Below are 16,599 nucleotides of genomic sequence, written 5' to 3'. Positions count from 1 at the left end.
GACAGGTGGAGGTCATCCGGAAGTTTGTGGGCAGCCTCGACCATGTGGAGCCCGAAAAGGTTGCTCTGGCTGAAGAGTTGATGGTCGAGCGTGCTGCCGAGGACGACCCGAATGCTTTGGCCCGGTATGGGGAGCGGTGGGTGCGTGATGTCATCGACCCGGATGGCAAGGCGCCTGAGGACGATGAGCCGCAGCGGCCGGAGCGGGAGCTGCGGCGGCATATCTTTCGCGATGGGCGGATGGAGTTCAAGGGGCGGTTGGATGCTGAGACGGCCGCTCTGTTCGACGCGCTGCTTGCGCCGTTTGAGAAGCGCGAAGCGGACGACACGCGCGGGTATGCCGAACGCGGCGGCGACGCCTTCGCCGATGTGTTGCAGAAGGCCGCGAACTGCCCGGATCTGCCGACGCACAACGGGTACAAGACCGAGGTCGCGTTCACCATCTCGATGGACGAGCTGACCAAATCGGTGGATGAACGGGTCTTGCCCGGCACTCGGTTGACCGCGGGTGAAGCGCGGCGGATTGCCTGCGACGCACACGTGCTTCCCGCGGTCATGGGCGGAGATTCCAAACCGCTCGACGTCGCGGTCCCGGCCTATGTCGTGCCCGCACACATCCGGCGTGGACTGGTGCTCAGGGACCGCGGATGCGCCTTCCCAGGCTGCGACCGGCCCGCCAGCGTGTGCCACAGCCACCACATCAAGTCCTGGCTACGCGGCGGACCGACCGCCCTGGGCAACCTCGTGCTCCTGTGTGGACAACACCATCGGCTCATCCACCGCAGCGAATGGGAGGTGCGGCTGGACGGAGGCGTCGCCTGGTTCACCCCGCCGGACTATGTCGACCCAGTACGTACACCACGACGGAATCACTTAGAGCAATGCTTGAGATCTGTGGATCGGCCGAGGAAGGGCGTACCTTCCCGGTGATCGGGTAGAAATCTCAAACAGGTCGACGTTGGCGCGTCGGTCGGGAAGGCACGCCCTGTGCTCAGCGTGGTCCCCGATCCTGCTTCTGGTGACAACGACCGCCCGGTGGCGGGCGAGGCGTCGTTGATCGACCAGATCGTTTGCGAGGGCGCCCGCCGGATGCTGGCCGAAGCGCTTCCGGACGTGCTGGCCCGGTGTCTGGCCGAGGGACGCTGATCCTGCTCGCAAGGAGGCGAAGCGTGGATATGAAAGAGAAAATGACGGCCGGACCGAGCGCTTCCCGTCTCGATGGCGCTTCGTCGGTTGCGGCGCAGGACCGGCTCCGCCAGTAAGGACTCGTTCCGGCCAATCGGTGTTCACATCGGGTGTACGCCTCTTGATCACGCCGCACAGTGTTAGCGATAACATCACTCGGACGCCAACGGAGGCGCCATGCCGATCGCCAGATCCCGGCTCTTGGCAGCCCTCCTTCCGGTAGCCGCGCTGCTGGCCACCGTGCTCAACGTCCGCCGCCGCCGGGCCTTTACTGATCAGCGCCGGGCCTCGCCGGGACGCGGCGGGCAACAACTTCCGGCTGGCCGGGTCCGGCGTCCCAGAAGTTCACCTGGAACGCCGACTGGACACCGAACTTCGGCACGCCGGTCCGGCTCGGCACCCAGCTCGCCGCTCCCTCGGGAGAGCCCGCCAGCTAGGCGTTTTCCGCGGGTGCCGGTGGTGCGTGCCACCGGCACCCGCGGACCGCGCGAGTTCCTTTCACACCGCCGCCTGTGCCGGATGGCCCACCGGCAACCACGGCGACAACAGGAGAAATCATGATCAGCCGCAGATCTGTGTTGACCGCTGCCGGTATCGCGGCCGCCAGCGGCGCGCTGGGCACCGGCCTGGCCCATGCCGACGCGACCATCGCGGTCAACCCCGGTGTCGAGTACGGCAGGTGGGAGGGCTGGGGAACACGCGATCGCTATGCCCGGCGCGACGACACCAGGCTCAGCGGAGTGCCGTTTCAGCGCCGGTCAGGTGCAGACCTTCCAGATCGACGGCGTGGTGTGACCCGACGGTAGAAGTGCCCCGGTCCGTGTCTTGCATCCGGACCGGGGCCTTCGCGTCATGCCCGGGTCCACCGCTGGTTGGCCTGGCCGTTGCAGGACCACAGGATCAGCCTGGTGCCGTTGGCGGTGCCCGCCTGGTCGGCGTCGAGACAGAGCCCGGCGTGGGCGTTGCGCAGCGAGCCGTCCGAGTTGAACGTCCACCGCTGGTTCGCCTGCCCGTTGCAGGTCCAGATGATCACCGGGGTGCCGTTGGTCGTGCCCTGGTTCTCGGCGTCGAGGCACATGTTCCCGTAGATCCGGATCTCACCGCCGGCCCAGCCGGTCCAGAGTTGGTTGGCAGCGGTGTGGCAGTCCCACAGCAGCGTGGCGGCTCCCGGTGCGGTGGAGGCGTTGTCCACGTCGACGCATCGGCCCGAACTGGTGCCGCGCAGCCTGCTGGTGGTGGCGGCCACGGGGCTGCCGCCGCTGACCCGGAAGGCCGCGACGCCGTGCGCGGGCACGTTCGCCGAGATGGTGCCCGATGTGCCGGACGTGCCGCCGGTCCACAGGTCGGTCAGGGTGAACGAGCTGCCGGACAGGCCGATCTGCGCCGCGGTGGTGGAGACGGTGGTGCTGCCGCCGCCCCGGTTGAACAAGCCGACGGCGACCGATCCGTCGGACAACGGCTTGGCGAAAACCTCGGTGTCACCGTCGTCGCGGACCCGGCGGCCACCCGCGCCGAGGCGGTCCTGGTTGACCGCGATCAGGCGTGGGTTGCGCAGGATGGCGCTGACGTCGGCGGACATGGTGCGGATGTCGTTGCCCGCCATCAGGGGTGCGGCCATGAGCGCCCAGAGCGCGAAATGGGACCGGGACTCGGTGAGGGTGAGCCTGGGACGGCCGACGACGAGCATGTCGGGGTCGTTCCAGTGCCCTGGCCCGGCTTGCGCGGCCAGGGGAGCGGTGATGTCGACGACGTTGCCCACGCCCATGGGGTAGCTGTTGACGTTGCCGTTCTGCCAGATGTCGAGCAGGTCCTCGGTGGTGCGCCAGAGGTCGGCGATCTCGCCCCAGTTGTACTTGTCGCCGGTGATGGCGTGCAGGCTGTTGGGGTTGATGCTGTAGACGATCGGGCGGCCGGTGGCGCGCAGCGCGTCGCGCATGGTGGTGAACCGGGCGATCTGGTCCTCGCGGGTGCCCCAGGGGTTGCACCAGTCGTACTTGAGGTAGTCCACGCCCCAGGAGGCGAACGTGCGCGCGTCCTGGACCTCGCGTCCGCCGCTGCCGGTCGAACCCGGGTAGGTGCCCACCCGCTGGGCGCAGGTGCGATCGGTGGGGGCCATGTAGATGCCGAACTTCAGGCCCTTGCCGTGGATGTAGTCGCCGAGGGCCTTCATCCCGCTGGGGAACCGGCCGGCGTGGGCGCGCAGGTTGCCCTGGGAGTCGCGCTGCGGTTCGTACCAGCAGTCGTCCACCACGACGTACTGGTAACCCGCCGCGCTCATCCCCGAGTTCACCATGGCGTCGGCGGCCTGGCGGATCATGCCCTCGTTGATGTTGCATCCGAAGGAATTCCACGAGTTCCACCCCATGGGCGGCGTCTGTGCGGGGCTGCCGGGAGCCGCGACGGCGTGGTCCGGCGCCTGGGGCGCGACGGTGACCACCGCGGCCACCACGGCGGCTGCGGCGACCAGGTTCAGGCGTCGCCTCCGCGATCGAGTGGGCGTCATTGCCTCTCCTTGACTCTCGTCGCCCGTGGGCGGGAGGTCTGCGGTTGTCGTTTCAGGCCTTGCGATCCAGGGCGAACGACGCGAAGTGGATCGCTGACCGGCGCTCATTGTTAGCGCTAACAGGACCGGTCCGACGTTGTTGTTGGCTGAAACCGCAACGGTGTTAGCGCCAACATTGAACGTGACAGTAAGTCGGTGGCCCAGCGGGGTCCAGTGCTGTCCGACGTTGTCGGCTGAAAATGACCAGAATGCGCGTGGGTGCTGCACCGTTCGGTCGTCTCGGTTTCCGCCGGGTGCAGGCGCAGAGGGCATTGAACGTTCAACATCCACCGATCAGGTGCTGCCGCCACGCACCAGTTCGGTGGGCAGGAGAAGTCCGGGTTCGTCGTCGCGGCCGTGCTCGACCTGCCGCAGGCAGCGGCCGATCAGCTCGCGGGAGATGCGCTCGACGGGAATGCGGGCGCTGGTCAGGGTGGGTTCGGTCGTCAGGCCGACAGCCCCGCCGTCGAAGCCGGTCACCGCCACGTCAACGCCGACACGCAGGCCGAGCGAGTGCGCGACGTTGACCACGACCGCTGCGACGGCGTCGCTGCCGGTCACGATGGCGGTGGGCGGTTTCCTGCTGGTGAGCAACTGTCGCGCGCGACGGCGGACGCCCTGGTCCGGGCCTCGGAAGACCGAGGTCTTGGGCAGGCGGAGGCCGTGCTCGGCCAGCCGTCGGGTGAAGCCGTTTAGGCGCTCCAGCTTCCAGTACTGGTCGCCGTCGGCGCCGAGGTAGGCGAACCGCTGGTGGTCTTCGGCGACGAGCATGTCCACCACCGCACGCATGCCCGCCTCGTTGTCCACGTCCACCCAGTGCTGGGGCAGGTCCGGGGCGAGGCGGCCGAAGCACGCGAAGGGGATACGGCTGTCGGCGAGGAAGCGGGCCCGGTCGTCCTCGACGGTGGACTCGGACAGGATGACCGCGTCCACGGCGTGCCGGGCGACGAGGTCCTTGAACACGCCGAGCGGGTCTTCGTGGTGGTGGGTGAAGACGAGCACCTGATGGTCGACCTCGGAGCCGGCCTTCACCAGGGAGAGCAGGAAGTGCAGGGTGAAGCCCTGCGCCCGGTCCAGCTGCTCGCCGAAGATGTGGTAGCCGATCTGCATCGTGCGGCGCGAGCGCAGGGTCTGCGCGGCGCGGTTGGGCTGATAACCCAGCGCCCGCATGGCGCTGGTGACCTTCTCGTAGGTCATGGCGGAGTAGTACTCGTCGCGACCATTGAGGACATTGGACACCGTCTGCCTCGACACGCCCGCGGCGGCGGCCACGTCGACGATGCCGACGCGCCGCCTCCCCTCATCCGCACCACCTCTGGGCACCGGCCCACCTCCTCGTACGGACATCATTCACCCGAGGTGACTGCCTGGACACATGGAACGTTCCATCTCGCGGAACTGATCACCTGCCGCGGCGTTCCCCGCCGGGTCAGAGGGTGAACGGCGGCGCCGCTGTTAGCGTTAACCAGCGGTATCCCCGGTCTTGTCGTCAGCGAAAAAGTTGCGCTACCGTGCTCTGGGAGCGCTCCCGGAAACTGTCCGGTATCGGGCCGGGAGGGCGCCGACCCTGCTACAGGAATGTGACTATCAGCGATAACACGACTCGGTTGCCAACGGAGGCACCTCATGTCGATCGCTCGAACGGAGCGGCACGCCTGGCCGCGCCGACTGCCTGGGTTCCGGTCGCACGGCATTCGGGCAAGTGCCTGGATCTGCCGTCGAGCTCGCAGGACAACGCGCAGTTCAAGCAGTACCCGTGCAACGGCGGGCAGAACCAGCAGTTCCAGCTGACCCGCGTCTGAACAAAGGGACAGAAAGGGGAGCGGGGTGTCCTGTCCAGTGCATGTTGACGCAAACATCAGGCGACCAGGCCTGGCGGCGTGACCGGGCGGCGGAGCGCGGACCACCTCAGGCGGTGCCGGTCCGCCTGAGCAGACCTGCTCGACCGACCACGCTGACCTTCCTTCAGATGGGCTACTGACATGCGGAAACTCCTCGCCGCGCTCGCCGCGGCCGTCCTTGTCCCGCTTCTGGCGGCTCCGACCGCGCACGCCGCCGGGCCTGCGCCGCACTACCTGATGACGGCGTTCACCAACAGCAGCGAGTCGAACATGTACGTCTACGACTCGCCCAACGCCACCAACTTCACTCTGGTGCGCGGCAACGCCTACCGGCCGCCGTGGAGATGCGCCTGGACCTGAGGTCCCAGGATTCGGCGTTCGCCGGCGACGCCTCCTTCACCGTGGTCGCCCGGCTGTCCTGACCGCTCGCCAGCCCTGCTGGTCTGACCACCAACGCGCCGGCGCGGTCTTCCGGTTCGGAAGGGACACGTCGTGCGGGACGTCGGCGGGCATCCGCGCCGACGGCGCCCACCGGGTGCCGAGCATCCGGGTTACCAGTTTTCCCCTCAACGTGGAGGCTCGAATGAGAAGGCTCAGGGTGGCTGTCGCGGCCACCGCGATGGTGTTGGGAGGCACGGCCATCGGGACGCAGCCCGCGTCGGCGGCCGTGGTCGACACCAACGCCTCGTACGTCTTGGTCAACCGCAACAGCGGCAAGGCGTTGGACGTGTGGGAGCGCTCGACCGCCGACGGCGGCCGGATCTCCCAGTACACCGACGTGGACGGCGCCAACCAGCAGTGGCAGCTGGTGCGCGTGGGCGGGGGCAACCCTGAGCCCGGCCGCCAGGTCGAACAACTCAACCGCGGCCTGACCAGCGTGCGCTCGGGTAACGGCAACCTGGTCAGCTGGCGGCTGCTGGCCGGTGACCCGGCCGGAGTGGCGTTCAACGTCTACCGTGGTGGGACCAAGCTCAACGGCAGCCCGATAACGGCGTCGACGAACTACCTCGACAACGGGGCGGCCGGGGATGCTTCCTACACCGTGCGTGCGGTGGTGGACGGGGTGGAGCAGGCACCGTCGGAGGCGTCGCTGCGGTTCACCGGAGGTGGGCACCTCGACGTGCCGATCCAACCGCCGGGGAGCATCTACAGCGGGAACGACGCCAGCGTTGGCGACCTCGACGGTGACGGCCAGTACGAGATCGTGCTCAAGTGGGACCCGAACAACGCTCGCGACAACTCGCAAGCTGGTGTGACCGGCAACGTGTTCATCGACGCCTACCGGCTCGACGGCACACGGTTGTGGCGGATCGACCTGGGGCGCAACATCCGGGCGGGTGCGCACTACACGCAGTTCCAGGTGTACGACTACGACGGTGACGGCCGCGCCGAGGTGGCGGTGAAGACCGCCGACGGCACCCGTGACGGCCGGGGCACCGTGATCGGCAACGCCAACGCCGACCACCGCAACTCCAGTGGCTACATCCTGTCCGGGCCGGAGTTCCTGACGATGTTCAACGGCCTGACCGGTGCCGCGATGTCGACGGTGAACTACGACCCGCCCCGTGGTGACGTCTGCTCGTGGGGTGACTGTTACGGCAACCGCGTGGACCGGTTCCTGGCGGGCACCGCCTACCTGGACGGCGCACGGCCATCGCTGATCATGGCGCGGGGTTACTACACGCGTGCGGTGATCGCGGCGTGGGACTTCCGCAACGGGCAACTGGTCAAGCGCTGGACCTTCGACAGCAACAACCAGGCCGGGTACGCCGGCCAGGGCAACCACTCGCTGACCATCGGCGACGTCGACCAGGACGGCCGGGACGAGATCGTCTACGGCGCGGCCACCATCGACGACAACGGCCGCGGCCTGTGGACCACCCGCCTCGGCCACGGTGACGCCGCCCATCTGGGTGACCTCGACCCGTCCCGGCCGGGCCTGGAGTACTTCAAGGTTTCCGAGAGCAGCAACCAGCCCGGGTCGTGGTTCGCCGACGCCCGCACCGGCCAGGTCTTGTGGCAGACCGCCTCGGGCAGCGACAACGGCCGTGGCGTGTCCGGCGACATCCACGCGGGCAGCCCCGGTGCGGAGTCCTGGTCCAATGCCGACGGCAGCCTGCGGGACACCAGGGGCCAGGCTGTCGGCCGCAAGCCGTCCTCGGCCAACTTCTTGATCTGGTGGGACGGCGACCCGACCCGCGAGTTGCTGGACCAGACCCGCATCGACAAGTACGGCACCGGTGGCGACACCCGCCTGCTCACCGGCTCGGGCGTGCACTCCAACAACGGCACCAAAGCCAACCCGTCCCTGTCCGGTGACATTCTCGGCGACTGGCGCGAGGAGGTCATCTGGCCCACCACCGACAACCGGGCGCTGCGGATCTACTCCACCCCGTTCCCCACCGACCGGCGCATCACCACGCTGATGCACGACACGATGTACCGGGTGGCCATAGCCTGGCAGAACACCGCCTACAACCAGCCTCCGCACCCCAGCTTCGCCATCCGGTGAACAGCGGACGCGCTCGGCCGGGATGTCCCGGCCGAGCGCTTCGCGTGGACAGGATCGGACTGGACCCTGCCGCGCGACACGAGGTCAACGAGTGTCCACTGAGGAGGATCGCCATGCCAGGCTGTGCACGATGGTCAGCGTGGTCGCCCACGTGATCAACGCGGCGCCGACGACATGGATGGCGACAAGGATCGCGGGGATCGCGAGCAGGTATTGCACGTATCCCAGCACTCCCTGAGTGAGTGACAGCCCGAGCAGCAGGGTGGCTGAGTGAGCGGGTTTCCCGTTGATCGCGGCCATCCGGAAGCCCACGAGGATCACTAACTGCAGGCCGAGGAAGAGCACCACGGCCAAGCCGTGAACGATCGTCATCAGCAGTGGATCCAGGTCGAACCGTTCTGCTTTGTTGTCGCCGCCGTGCGGTCCGGCACCGGTCACCACGGCGCCGAAACCGTGCACCAACGCCAGTGCGGGCGCCAAACTGACGATACTCCAGCGCAATCCGCGAGGCACCGTGACGCCGGGGCCGGGTCGTGCGCGCAGGAGTTCGATCAGGACAGTCGCAGCGGCGACGATTCCCATGCTGATCAGGAAATGCGCGGCGACGATCCCCGGCGCGAGGTCCATCCGCACGCTCAGGCCGCCGACCACACCTTGGACACCGACCGCGACCAGGATCGCGACGGACAGTGCGAACGGAACCGACCGCCATCCGGTCATCCGGACCACCGCGATCACCGCGGCGATCGCGATCAGGCCGACGAGCACGCCGAGCAGCCGGTTGCCGTTCTCGATCACGCCGTGGACGCCCTGCTCCGCGGTCGCCACGAACGAGTCGTCGGTGCACTGGGGCCAGGTCGGACAGCCGAGCCCGGAGCCGGTCAGCCGGACGAGCGAACCGGTCAGCACGATCACCACATTGGCGATCAGGCTGGCGACAGCGATGCGGATCGCGAGCGGGCGCCGCGTGTCCGTCGCGGATTCGGTTGTCATCGACGAGTCCTTTTGTATATCTGAACAGATATACGTCACGGTATACTTAACGGCGCCCGGCGGCAAGCCGTTCCAACGCGGGCACGATGTCGCTCGGTGCCGGGGTCGCCGCCAACGAATCCTGGATTCCCGCCGCGCCAAGGCGGAACGACGGCGTCGTCAACAGTCTGGTGAGGGCGAGCTTGATCGACGGCAGGGTCAGCTCCTCGGCATCGATCCGTAGTCCCGCACCACGTTTGACCACGGCGTCGGCGATGCGCTGCTCGTCCCAGAGCTGCACCGGGATGATCAGTTGCGGCACACCGTGCACGGCGGCGTTCGCGTACGTTCCGGTGCCACCGTGGTGGATGATCGCCGAGCACGTCGGCAGCAACGCGTGCAGCGGCACGTAATCGACCATTCGCACATTCGGCGGCACGGTTCCGATGGTGGCCTGCTGGTCGGCGTTCAAGGTGGCGACGACCTCGACGTCATGCTCGGCGACCGCGGCGACCAGGTCGGAGATCAGCGTGTTGTCGCCCCAGTGCTCCCGTTGTGACACACCCAAGGTCAGGCACACCCGCGGCCGGGAAGCCGGCACGCGCAGCCACTCCGGCACCTCAGCCGTTCCGTTGTACGGGAGGTTGCGCATGGGTACGGACCGCAGGTCCAGCGGAATCCGCATCCACGACGGCATCGGGTCGACCGTCAACTGGCCGAGGATGACCTCCTCGTCGAACGTGAGGTCGTAGCGCTTCAGCGTGGTCGTCAGCCATTCCCTGATCAGGTCGTCCTCACGAGGTCCCGCGCTGAACGCCAGCCGCATGGCGCCGACCAGGTCGTGCCCGAACAACAGGCGGGCGTGCGCCGCGCCGCTGGCCTTCGCGGCCACCGCGCCCGCCAGGTTCACCGGATCCCACAGCACCAGGTCCGGCCGCCATTCCCTGGCGAAGTCCACGAGCTCGGACACCATGCGCTGGTGCCCGCCGGTGGGGAAGTCGTCGCAGAAGTACATCGAGATCGTGCCGAGCACCAGCATCCGCAGCCACTGCCCGGTTCTGGTCGGCTCGGGCAGGCCAAGGCCGACCGCGTCGGTCAGCCCGGCCATGAACTCGTCACCCGGCCATTCGTCGATCGCGTCCTGGATGTTCAGCGGATCGCCGACCGCCACGGCGGTCAGCCCGGCGCCGGTGATCTTCTCGGTGACGTCGGGGTGCCCGGCGATCCGGACCTCGTGGCCGGCGACATGCAGCGCCCAGGCCAGCGGCACCACGTTGTAGACGTGCGGCGCGGTGGAAAACGGCGTGAGCAGGACACGCATCTGGCTCTCCCCAAGGGTTTCGTGCTCGGCGGTCAGCCGGTCCGCAGGACCGACGGCAGTTCGGTGCGCCGGGAGACGTTCAGCTTCCGGTAGATCTTGGTGAGGTGCTGTTCGACCGTGCTGGCCGTCACCTTCAGGCGTTCCGCGATCTGCTGGTTGGTGCTGCCGAGCGCGGCCAAAGCCGCGACCCGCCGCTCGGCGGTCGTCAACGTGCGGGGAACGTCCGTGGCGGCGTGGCCGGGCAGGAGTGCCGGTGCTCCCGCCGCCTGGGCTTCCGTCGTGGCCATGCTCGCCAATCGCCTGGCGCGGCTGTGGTCACCGACGTCGTAACACGCCCGGCTGAGGTCGGTCAGCGCACGGGACAACTCGAGCCGGTCACCCGCGGACCGCAACAGACCGGTCGCGTTGCCCAGGACCCGGACCCGTTCGTGCCGTTCACAGACAGCGGCGTACGCCCGCAAGGAGATGCCCATGACCCGGGGAGTCGAGTCGCTGGTCCGCGCCAATTGGCGGACGGCCCAATGCCTTGCCCTCAGCGGCTCGCCAAGCTGGTGGTGGGCCTCGGCCAGATCGGCGCGCCAGGGAACCCGGGCGGTGTCGTCGAGCTGCCAGGCGCGTGCCAGCCTGCCGCATGTGGTGAAGTCGTCGATCGCACGCGCGGCGTCGCCTGCGGCAAGGTGATAGTGGCCACGGGCATGCAGGAAACAAAGCCAGCCAATGGTGTTCGTGACTTCGTTGGGCAGACTGCGGGCCAGCAGCTCAGCGGCCTCGTCGAGGCTGCCGCATGCGGTGGCGGCCCGTACGGCCACTGCCAGCGCGGAGCCGAGAAGAGTGTGGTGGTGCAGTTCGTCGCACATCCTCAAGACCGCGTGCGCCTGGGAACGTGCCGTTGGCAGATCACCAAGGCGTAGTGCGATGTCGGCGCGGTGACTGCGAAAGGCCGCTTCCCAGGTCGGTGCCTTGCGGCGTTTGGCCTCGCTGATCAGCTCGTCACAGCGGGGCAGTGCGAGATGTTGCTGATCGGCGTCCAGCAGCACGGCGATGGCATGACCCAAGGTGGTGAATGTCGAGTCGTCGAGCTGCTCGGTCCGCAGGACGTGGTGCGCGTGCCGGAAGTCGTTGGAGACGTCACCATCCGGGCACAGCTCGTCGGCTCGTCCTGGACCGTACAACCACAGTGCCGTTCGCCGGAGGTCCGGGTCCGGAGTCGTGCGCAGCCGCGTGGCAAGGCCGATTTTTCCTTGCCACAGCAGGTATCTGGCGGCTTGGTCCGGCTGGTCACCGAGCCGGCGCAACGCGGCCAGCGGATTGACCCGCCATTCCGCGGTGGCCGACTCGGACTGGATCACGGCGGTCTGTCCGGTATCCCGCGCCAGCAGCAGGGCCTTGTCGAGGAAACCGGTCGCCGTCGCGACGTCGTCCCGAGCAAGCGCATGGTCAGCGGCCTCACGCAGGACGTCGATCGCCCAGTCCGTCCGGACGTGGTGCGCGGCGACCAGATGACGGGCCACATCCGTTGCCGTGGCGCCTGACCGGTACAGCACTTCGGCGACCCGCGCGTGCGTTGCCGAAAGATCGTCCGGGCTCATGGCGGCGAGTACCGCGTCGGGTGCGCGCAGCCGCCCTGAGTCGACAAGGCCTGTGGCCGCAAGCAATTCCATGCTGTCCGTGGCCGTCCTCGGTTCGACGCCCGCCACTTCGGCGGCGTGACCGTGTGTGGAGTCATGAAGGACAGCAAGGGCATGTGCCAGCCGAGCCAGCGGCGGATCCAGACGCTGAAGGCATGTCGCCATGCCACCGCCGGTCAGGTTCCCTTCAGCCAGAGCCACTGTCAACAGTGGATTGCCGCCGGTGACCCCGTGGGATCGCCCGGCGTTGGCGCGATCGGGGGCGCGCTGCTGGAGCACCTTGTCCACACCGACAGGGGAGAGCAGTGGCAGGTGCAGTCGCTGGAACGTGGGATGGCTGCTGATCTCGGCACGAAACCATGGCCCGTGCCGCCACGGGTAGATCCATTCGGTGAGCACCAGGGACACCTGGGCCGAGGCGAGCCTGCGGGCCAGGAACAACAGCGCGGTGAGCGATTCCTGGTCGGCGAACTGGATGTCGTCGACCGCGACGACCGCCGGTCCCATGGCCAGCAGAGCCTGACAGAACCCCTGGTGCACGGGGAGTTCCGTGCCGAAGGCGAGCTGGCCCAACACTCCGGCGGGCAGCGACGTCTCGGCACGGGACGCGGTCGCGGTCAGCACTGTCATGCCGGAGCGCTTCGCGTGGCCGACGAAGTCGTGCAGCAGCGCGGTCTTCCCGGTGCCGATGGCTCCGGTCAGCAGCACTGCCCGGCCGCAGGGGCGATCGTCGACCACACCTCGTAGGGTGGCCGCGGCGCGGTCGCGTTCCGTCAATGCCATGAGGGCGACGGTAATTCGGCTCTCTTGGTTGCCGCTGGACGAAAGCTAGTCTCCGGCTCGACTGCCGCGGCGAGTTAGCCTCCCTCCACCCTCCGTGTAGCGCGGGTCATAATGATGGCGTGTCATGACAGTCAAGAAGACGGTCCCGGCCGTGCCGGTGGACACCGAACTGGGACTGCATCTGCTGGTGGTCCGTGGCTTGCAGTGGATCGCGAGTTCACCGTCGTGGGGTGATCCGTACGGGATGTTGTTGCGTGCGCATGCCGATTCGCCGGTCGACTTCGAACGGCAGGTGCGCGAACGTGGCCCGCTGTACCGCAGCACGGCGCAGGCCTGGGTGACCGGGACCTACGCGACGAGTGCCGAGATCCTGGCGAACCCGGCCATGGAGACGTGGTACGCCGACCCCGAGCACGGAAACCAGCGTGCGCTTTCGTTGGAAGAACCGTTGCTGAGCCACATCCTGTCGTTGGATCGGGCTGGGATGTGCTTGACCAGAAAGGAGTACGAGCGACTGCCGGTCGACCGGTTCACGGTGCCGCCCGCGTCCGCGGCGGCAGTGTGCGAGTCCACGGTGGACCGGATCGGCGTCCGGTTCGACCTGATGACCGACTTCGCCCGGCCGGTCGCGGTCGAACTGGCTCGTCAGGTCGTTGGCGTCCCGGACGGGGAAGCATTCGGCCAGTTGTGCGCGGACGTGTCGATCGCCTTGGACGCGGTGCTCTGCCCACCGAAGTACGACGACGCCAGACGGCTGACTGCGGCCATCGTGCGGTTACACGGCCTGTTCGCCGAGCATGGGCGGCACCCGGATCTGGTGACCGCGAGCATGGTGATCAGCGTCGTGGGCGTCGAGATCACCACGGCCCTGGTTTGCGCCAGCGTGCTCGCCTTGCTGGAGAAACCCGAACAGTGGCAGGCGGTGGCCGAAGAGCCTGACCTGGCCGGGCGTGCGGTCCAGGAAACGCTCCGGTACGCCCCGCCGATCCGGATCGAGCCACGGATCGCGCGGGACGAGATAGAGGTCGCGGGTGAGACCATCGTGGCCGGTGACGAAGTCGTCGTGGTCGTCGGCGCGGCGAACCGTGACCCGGAGGTGTTCGACGCCCCCGACGACTTCGACCTGTCCCGCGACGGCGAGAATCTTTCGCTGAGCGAAGGCAGGTACGGCACGTTCTCGGCCGGTTTCGCGCGCACGGTGGCGAAGGCGGCGCTACGGGCCATCACGGCCAAGGCACCGGGACTGCGCGCCGCCGGGCCGGTCCTCCGGCGGCGCAGGTCACCGGTGGTGCGTGGAATTCTGCGCTGCCCGATGATCAGGTGACGGTGCGGTGCTGGGCGGTCAGCCGTTCCAGCGCCGGCACGATCTCGTTGGGACTCGGGGTGGCCAACGCCTCCGCACGGAGGTAGGCCGCTCCGGTCGCATACCGCTGGTCGTCCACCAGGAGCTGGATCCTGTCCCGCAGCGATTCCGGTGAGACCTCGGCTTGGGACAGGCCGAACCCTGCACCGGCATCGGACACGTAGCTGCCCATGAAGCCCGGGTCGGGGAAGTTGCCAGGCCGTGAGTCCACAATGAGCTGCGGGACGCCGTAGACCCGCGCCGCGCTGAAGGTGCCGATCCCGCCATGGTGCACAACGGCCGAGCAGGACGGCAGCAGCGCGTGCAGCGGCACGTACTCGGCGACTCGCACGTTGTCCGGAATGGACCGCACGTTCGTCAGCTGGTCGGCGTTCAGGGTGGCGACCACGTCGACATCCAACGCGGCGACGGCGTCAAGGCTGGCGGACAGCAGATCCGGAATGTCCACGCCTGAGTCCCGGTTGGACACTCCGAAAGTGACACAGACACGCGGCCGCTTCGGTGGCTCGTGCACCCAGTCCGGGATAGCGGACGACCCGTTGTACGGGACGTAACGCATCGAGTGGTAGTCCACGTCCACAGGCAACCGCATCGACTCGGGCATCGCGTCAATGGTCCACTGTCCCGTGACCAGCTGTTCGTCGAACGTGCCGCCGAACCGGCCCAACGCCCACGTCAGCCACTCCTCCATCGGGTCGTCACGCAACTCGGCGGGCTGCTGGGCGGTCAGGCCGAGGAACACCGACCGCATCCGGGCGATGAAGTCCAGGCCGATCAGCAGCCGGGCGTGCGCCGCGCCGCAGGCAGCCGCGGCGATCGGCCCGAAGAACGTGTACGGATCCCAGACGACCAGGTCGGGACGCCAGTGCCGGGCGAACCGGACCACGTCGTCGAGCACGGCGTCACTGGCCGAGTACGGGAAGACCAGACCACCGAACACGGCGAACACACCCTGCAGGTGCTCGAGCGTCATGTCCGCTGTGCGGTGGAGGGTGAAGTCGAACTCCAGGTTCTCGAAGAAGGCCCCGGCGCCGGCCGCGTCCAGCTCCCCGTCCGACCGCGGTCCGGCGACGACGTGGTGCAGGCCGGTGCCGGCGAGCACCTCGGCCATGTCCGCCTGGCTGACCAGGCATACCTGGTGTCCCGCGGTGTGCAGCGCCCAGGCCAGCGGAACCTGGTTGTAGACGTGTGACCTCGCCCCGAAGCTGGTGAACAGAACGCGCATGGAAGGTCTCCCTGTCCTTTCAGATGACCCCGGTCGGCCGGGACAGCGCCGCTCGCGGGATTTTGGGTGCCAGCTCGACGATCCGGCCGATCAGCCGGCACACGGTCGTGACGTCCGCGGTGGTGACCTCCATGCCGGTCGGCAGCGAGATCACCCGGTCGCCGAGCGCTTCCGAACGCGGCAACGGCAGGGGAGCGTGCCGCGCCGGATCGCGTACGTACGGCTCGGTCCGGTGACAACCTGGGTGGAAGTGCGTACGCGTCAACACGTTCTCTGCCGCCAACGCGGCGACGACCGAGTCGCGGTCGATCCCGGCCGCCTCCTGGTCGACCTCGATCACGATGTACTGGTGGTTGACCTCGTCGGCCGGATCCGGTGCGCGCAGGGAAATTCCCGGGACGCCGGCCAGCCCGGCGCGGTAGGTCCGGTAGTGCCCGCTGTTGACCGAGATGAGATACGGCATGTTCTCCAACGATGTGAGCCCCATCGCCGCGGCGACCTCGGTCATCTTCGCGTTGGTGCCCACCGACCGCACTTCCGCTCCGGTGCCGCGGCCGTAGTTGTGCATCAGCCGGACCTGCTCGGCCAGTCCTTCGTCGTCGGTGACCAGGGCGCCGCCCTCGAAGGAGTTGATGAACTTCGTCGCGTGGAAGCTGAGTACCTCGGCACCACCGAAACCGCCGACCGGCCGGCCGTGGTGTTTGCTGCCGATGGCGTGCGCGCTGTCGTAGAACAACGCGAGCCCATGCTCGGCGGCGAGGTCGTCCAGCCGCTCGGTGGGCGCGGGATGCCCCCACAGGTGCACCGCGAGGATGCCCGTGGTCCGGTCGGTGATCACGTGCCTGGCATGGTCCGGGTCGATGTTGCCGGTGGATTCGTCGATGTCGCAGAAGACCGGCGTGATCCCCTCCCACAGCAACGTGTGCGCGGACGCGATGAAGGTGAACGACGGGACCACGACCTCACCGCGCAGGCCCGCCGCCCTCGCCAGGATCTGCAGCCCGATGCTCGCGTTGCACATCGCGACGCAGTACCGCACGCCGGCCGCCTCGGCGATCTTCTCCTCGAACTGCCGCGACAACGGGCCGAAATGTGTCAGCCAGCGGCGGTCCATCGCCGCTTCGATGCGCCGCAACACCTTGCCCGGTTCCGGGATGTTCGGCCTGCCCACGTGCAACGGCTGCCGGAAGGCCGGATCACCGCCCAGTACCGCCAGATCGGCCGCCAT

14 protein-coding genes are annotated in these 16,599 nt (G+C 68.1%); 7 read left to right on the top strand and 7 right to left on the bottom strand.

Annotated elements, in window-relative coordinates; genetic code table 11:
- From GC106_RS43475 to GC106_RS43465, 3 genes are all read left to right on the top strand, one after another.
- The coding region (locus GC106_RS43475; RefSeq protein ID WP_173142053.1) for an HNH endonuclease signature motif containing protein at positions 1-929 on the top strand (929 nt) is incomplete at its 5' end.
- A gap of 57 nt (positions 930-986) precedes the next feature.
- The gene (locus GC106_RS43470) at positions 987-1,145 is read left to right on the top strand and encodes a hypothetical protein (RefSeq protein ID WP_173142052.1); all 159 of its coding nucleotides are present in this window, start codon (positions 987-989) and stop codon (positions 1,143-1,145) included.
- A gap of 596 nt (positions 1,146-1,741) precedes the next feature.
- Positions 1,742-1,990 (top strand): twin-arginine translocation signal domain-containing protein, encoded by a 249-nt coding sequence (locus GC106_RS43465; protein ID WP_173142051.1) that lies wholly within the window; start codon positions 1,742-1,744, stop codon positions 1,988-1,990.
- A 44-nt stretch (positions 1,991-2,034) separates the two neighbouring features.
- Here the strand turns inward: GC106_RS43465 and GC106_RS43460 are convergent, their stop codons facing one another.
- Together GC106_RS43460 and GC106_RS43455 are read right to left on the bottom strand one after the other, a co-directional pair.
- Positions 2,035-3,687 (bottom strand): glycoside hydrolase family 27 protein, encoded by a 1,653-nt coding sequence (locus GC106_RS43460; RefSeq protein ID WP_173142050.1) that lies wholly within the window; start codon positions 3,685-3,687, stop codon positions 2,035-2,037.
- 333 nt (positions 3,688-4,020) lie between these two features.
- On the bottom strand, positions 4,021-5,049 hold the full coding sequence (locus GC106_RS43455) for a LacI family DNA-binding transcriptional regulator (RefSeq protein WP_173142049.1): 1,029 nt from the start codon (positions 5,047-5,049) through the stop codon (positions 4,021-4,023).
- 284 nt (positions 5,050-5,333) lie between these two features.
- Between GC106_RS43455 and GC106_RS48480 the strand changes: the two genes are divergently transcribed.
- The 3 genes from GC106_RS48480 to GC106_RS43440 all read left to right on the top strand — a co-directional run bounded on the left by GC106_RS48480 (position 5,334) and on the right by GC106_RS43440 (position 8,079).
- Positions 5,334-5,528, top strand: a complete 195-nt coding sequence (locus tag GC106_RS48480; RefSeq protein ID WP_246368157.1) for an RICIN domain-containing protein — start codon at positions 5,334-5,336, stop codon at positions 5,526-5,528.
- Between the two features lie 180 nt (positions 5,529-5,708).
- Positions 5,709-5,927 carry a hypothetical protein gene (locus GC106_RS43445; RefSeq protein WP_173142014.1) on the top strand — a complete coding sequence of 73 codons (219 nt, stop codon included), beginning with the start codon at positions 5,709-5,711 and terminating at the stop codon, positions 5,925-5,927.
- Between the two features lie 223 nt (positions 5,928-6,150).
- Positions 6,151-8,079, top strand: a complete 1,929-nt coding sequence (locus tag GC106_RS43440; RefSeq protein ID WP_173142048.1) for a rhamnogalacturonan lyase family protein — start codon at positions 6,151-6,153, stop codon at positions 8,077-8,079.
- Positions 8,080-8,163: 84 nt separating this feature from the next.
- Here GC106_RS43440 and GC106_RS43435 read toward each other — a convergent pair whose 3' ends face one another.
- The 3 genes from GC106_RS43435 to GC106_RS43425 are packed head-to-tail and all read right to left on the bottom strand — an operon-like array spanning position 8,164 to position 12,783.
- On the bottom strand, positions 8,164-9,072 hold the full coding sequence (locus tag GC106_RS43435) for a COX15/CtaA family protein (protein ID WP_173142047.1): 909 nt from the start codon (positions 9,070-9,072) through the stop codon (positions 8,164-8,166).
- Between the two features lie 46 nt (positions 9,073-9,118).
- Positions 9,119-10,372: an activator-dependent family glycosyltransferase gene (locus GC106_RS43430; RefSeq protein WP_173142046.1), complete on the bottom strand. Its 1,254-nt coding sequence runs from the start codon at positions 10,370-10,372 to the stop codon at positions 9,119-9,121.
- Positions 10,373-10,404: 32 nt separating this feature from the next.
- Positions 10,405-12,783 (bottom strand): helix-turn-helix transcriptional regulator, encoded by a 2,379-nt coding sequence (locus tag GC106_RS43425; protein ID WP_173142045.1) that lies wholly within the window; start codon positions 12,781-12,783, stop codon positions 10,405-10,407.
- Between the two features lie 124 nt (positions 12,784-12,907).
- Here GC106_RS43425 and GC106_RS43420 point away from each other — a divergent pair, with 124 nt between their 5' ends.
- On the top strand, positions 12,908-14,107 hold the full coding sequence (locus tag GC106_RS43420; RefSeq protein WP_173142044.1) for a cytochrome P450 family protein: 1,200 nt from the start codon (positions 12,908-12,910) through the stop codon (positions 14,105-14,107).
- On the opposite strand, the gene GC106_RS43415 is transcribed toward GC106_RS43420, so the two are convergent.
- Together GC106_RS43415 and GC106_RS43410 are read right to left on the bottom strand one after the other, a co-directional pair.
- Positions 14,100-15,371 carry an activator-dependent family glycosyltransferase gene (locus tag GC106_RS43415; protein ID WP_173142043.1) on the bottom strand — a complete coding sequence of 424 codons (1,272 nt, stop codon included), beginning with the start codon at positions 15,369-15,371 and terminating at the stop codon, positions 14,100-14,102. The genes GC106_RS43420 and GC106_RS43415 overlap by 8 nt on opposite strands.
- Before the next feature lie 19 nt (positions 15,372-15,390).
- The gene (locus GC106_RS43410) at positions 15,391-16,599 is read right to left on the bottom strand and encodes a DegT/DnrJ/EryC1/StrS family aminotransferase (protein ID WP_173142042.1); all 1,209 of its coding nucleotides are present in this window, start codon (positions 16,597-16,599) and stop codon (positions 15,391-15,393) included.

It is taken from the genome of Kibdelosporangium persicum, from assembly GCF_013280595.1.
GTDB lineage: Bacteria > Actinomycetota > Actinomycetes > Mycobacteriales > Pseudonocardiaceae > Kibdelosporangium > Kibdelosporangium persicum.
The sequence above is the reverse complement of the archived record's forward strand: the minus strand, read 5'-3'. Positions and strand labels throughout refer to the sequence as shown.

Bases quoted from the DNA above. Each gene is read 5' to 3' on its own strand.
- GC106_RS43425 (WP_173142045.1), bottom strand. From the start codon at position 12,783: ATGGCATTGACGGAACGCGACCGCGCCGCGGCCACCCTACGAGGTGTG.
- GC106_RS43465 (WP_173142051.1), top strand. From the start codon at position 1,742: ATGATCAGCCGCAGATCTGTGTTGACCGCTGCCGGTATCGCGGCCGCC.
- GC106_RS43435 (WP_173142047.1), bottom strand. From the start codon at position 9,072: ATGACAACCGAATCCGCGACGGACACGCGGCGCCCGCTCGCGATCCGC.
- GC106_RS43445 (WP_173142014.1), top strand. From the start codon at position 5,709: ATGCGGAAACTCCTCGCCGCGCTCGCCGCGGCCGTCCTTGTCCCGCTT.
- GC106_RS43460 (WP_173142050.1), bottom strand. From the start codon at position 3,687: ATGACGCCCACTCGATCGCGGAGGCGACGCCTGAACCTGGTCGCCGCA.
- GC106_RS43420 (WP_173142044.1), top strand. From the start codon at position 12,908: ATGACAGTCAAGAAGACGGTCCCGGCCGTGCCGGTGGACACCGAACTG.
- GC106_RS43415 (WP_173142043.1), bottom strand. From the start codon at position 15,371: ATGCGCGTTCTGTTCACCAGCTTCGGGGCGAGGTCACACGTCTACAAC.
- GC106_RS43440 (WP_173142048.1), top strand. From the start codon at position 6,151: ATGAGAAGGCTCAGGGTGGCTGTCGCGGCCACCGCGATGGTGTTGGGA.
- GC106_RS43410 (WP_173142042.1), bottom strand. From the start codon at position 16,599: ATGGCGGCCGATCTGGCGGTACTGGGCGGTGATCCGGCCTTCCGGCAG.
- GC106_RS43430 (WP_173142046.1), bottom strand. From the start codon at position 10,372: ATGCGTGTCCTGCTCACGCCGTTTTCCACCGCGCCGCACGTCTACAAC.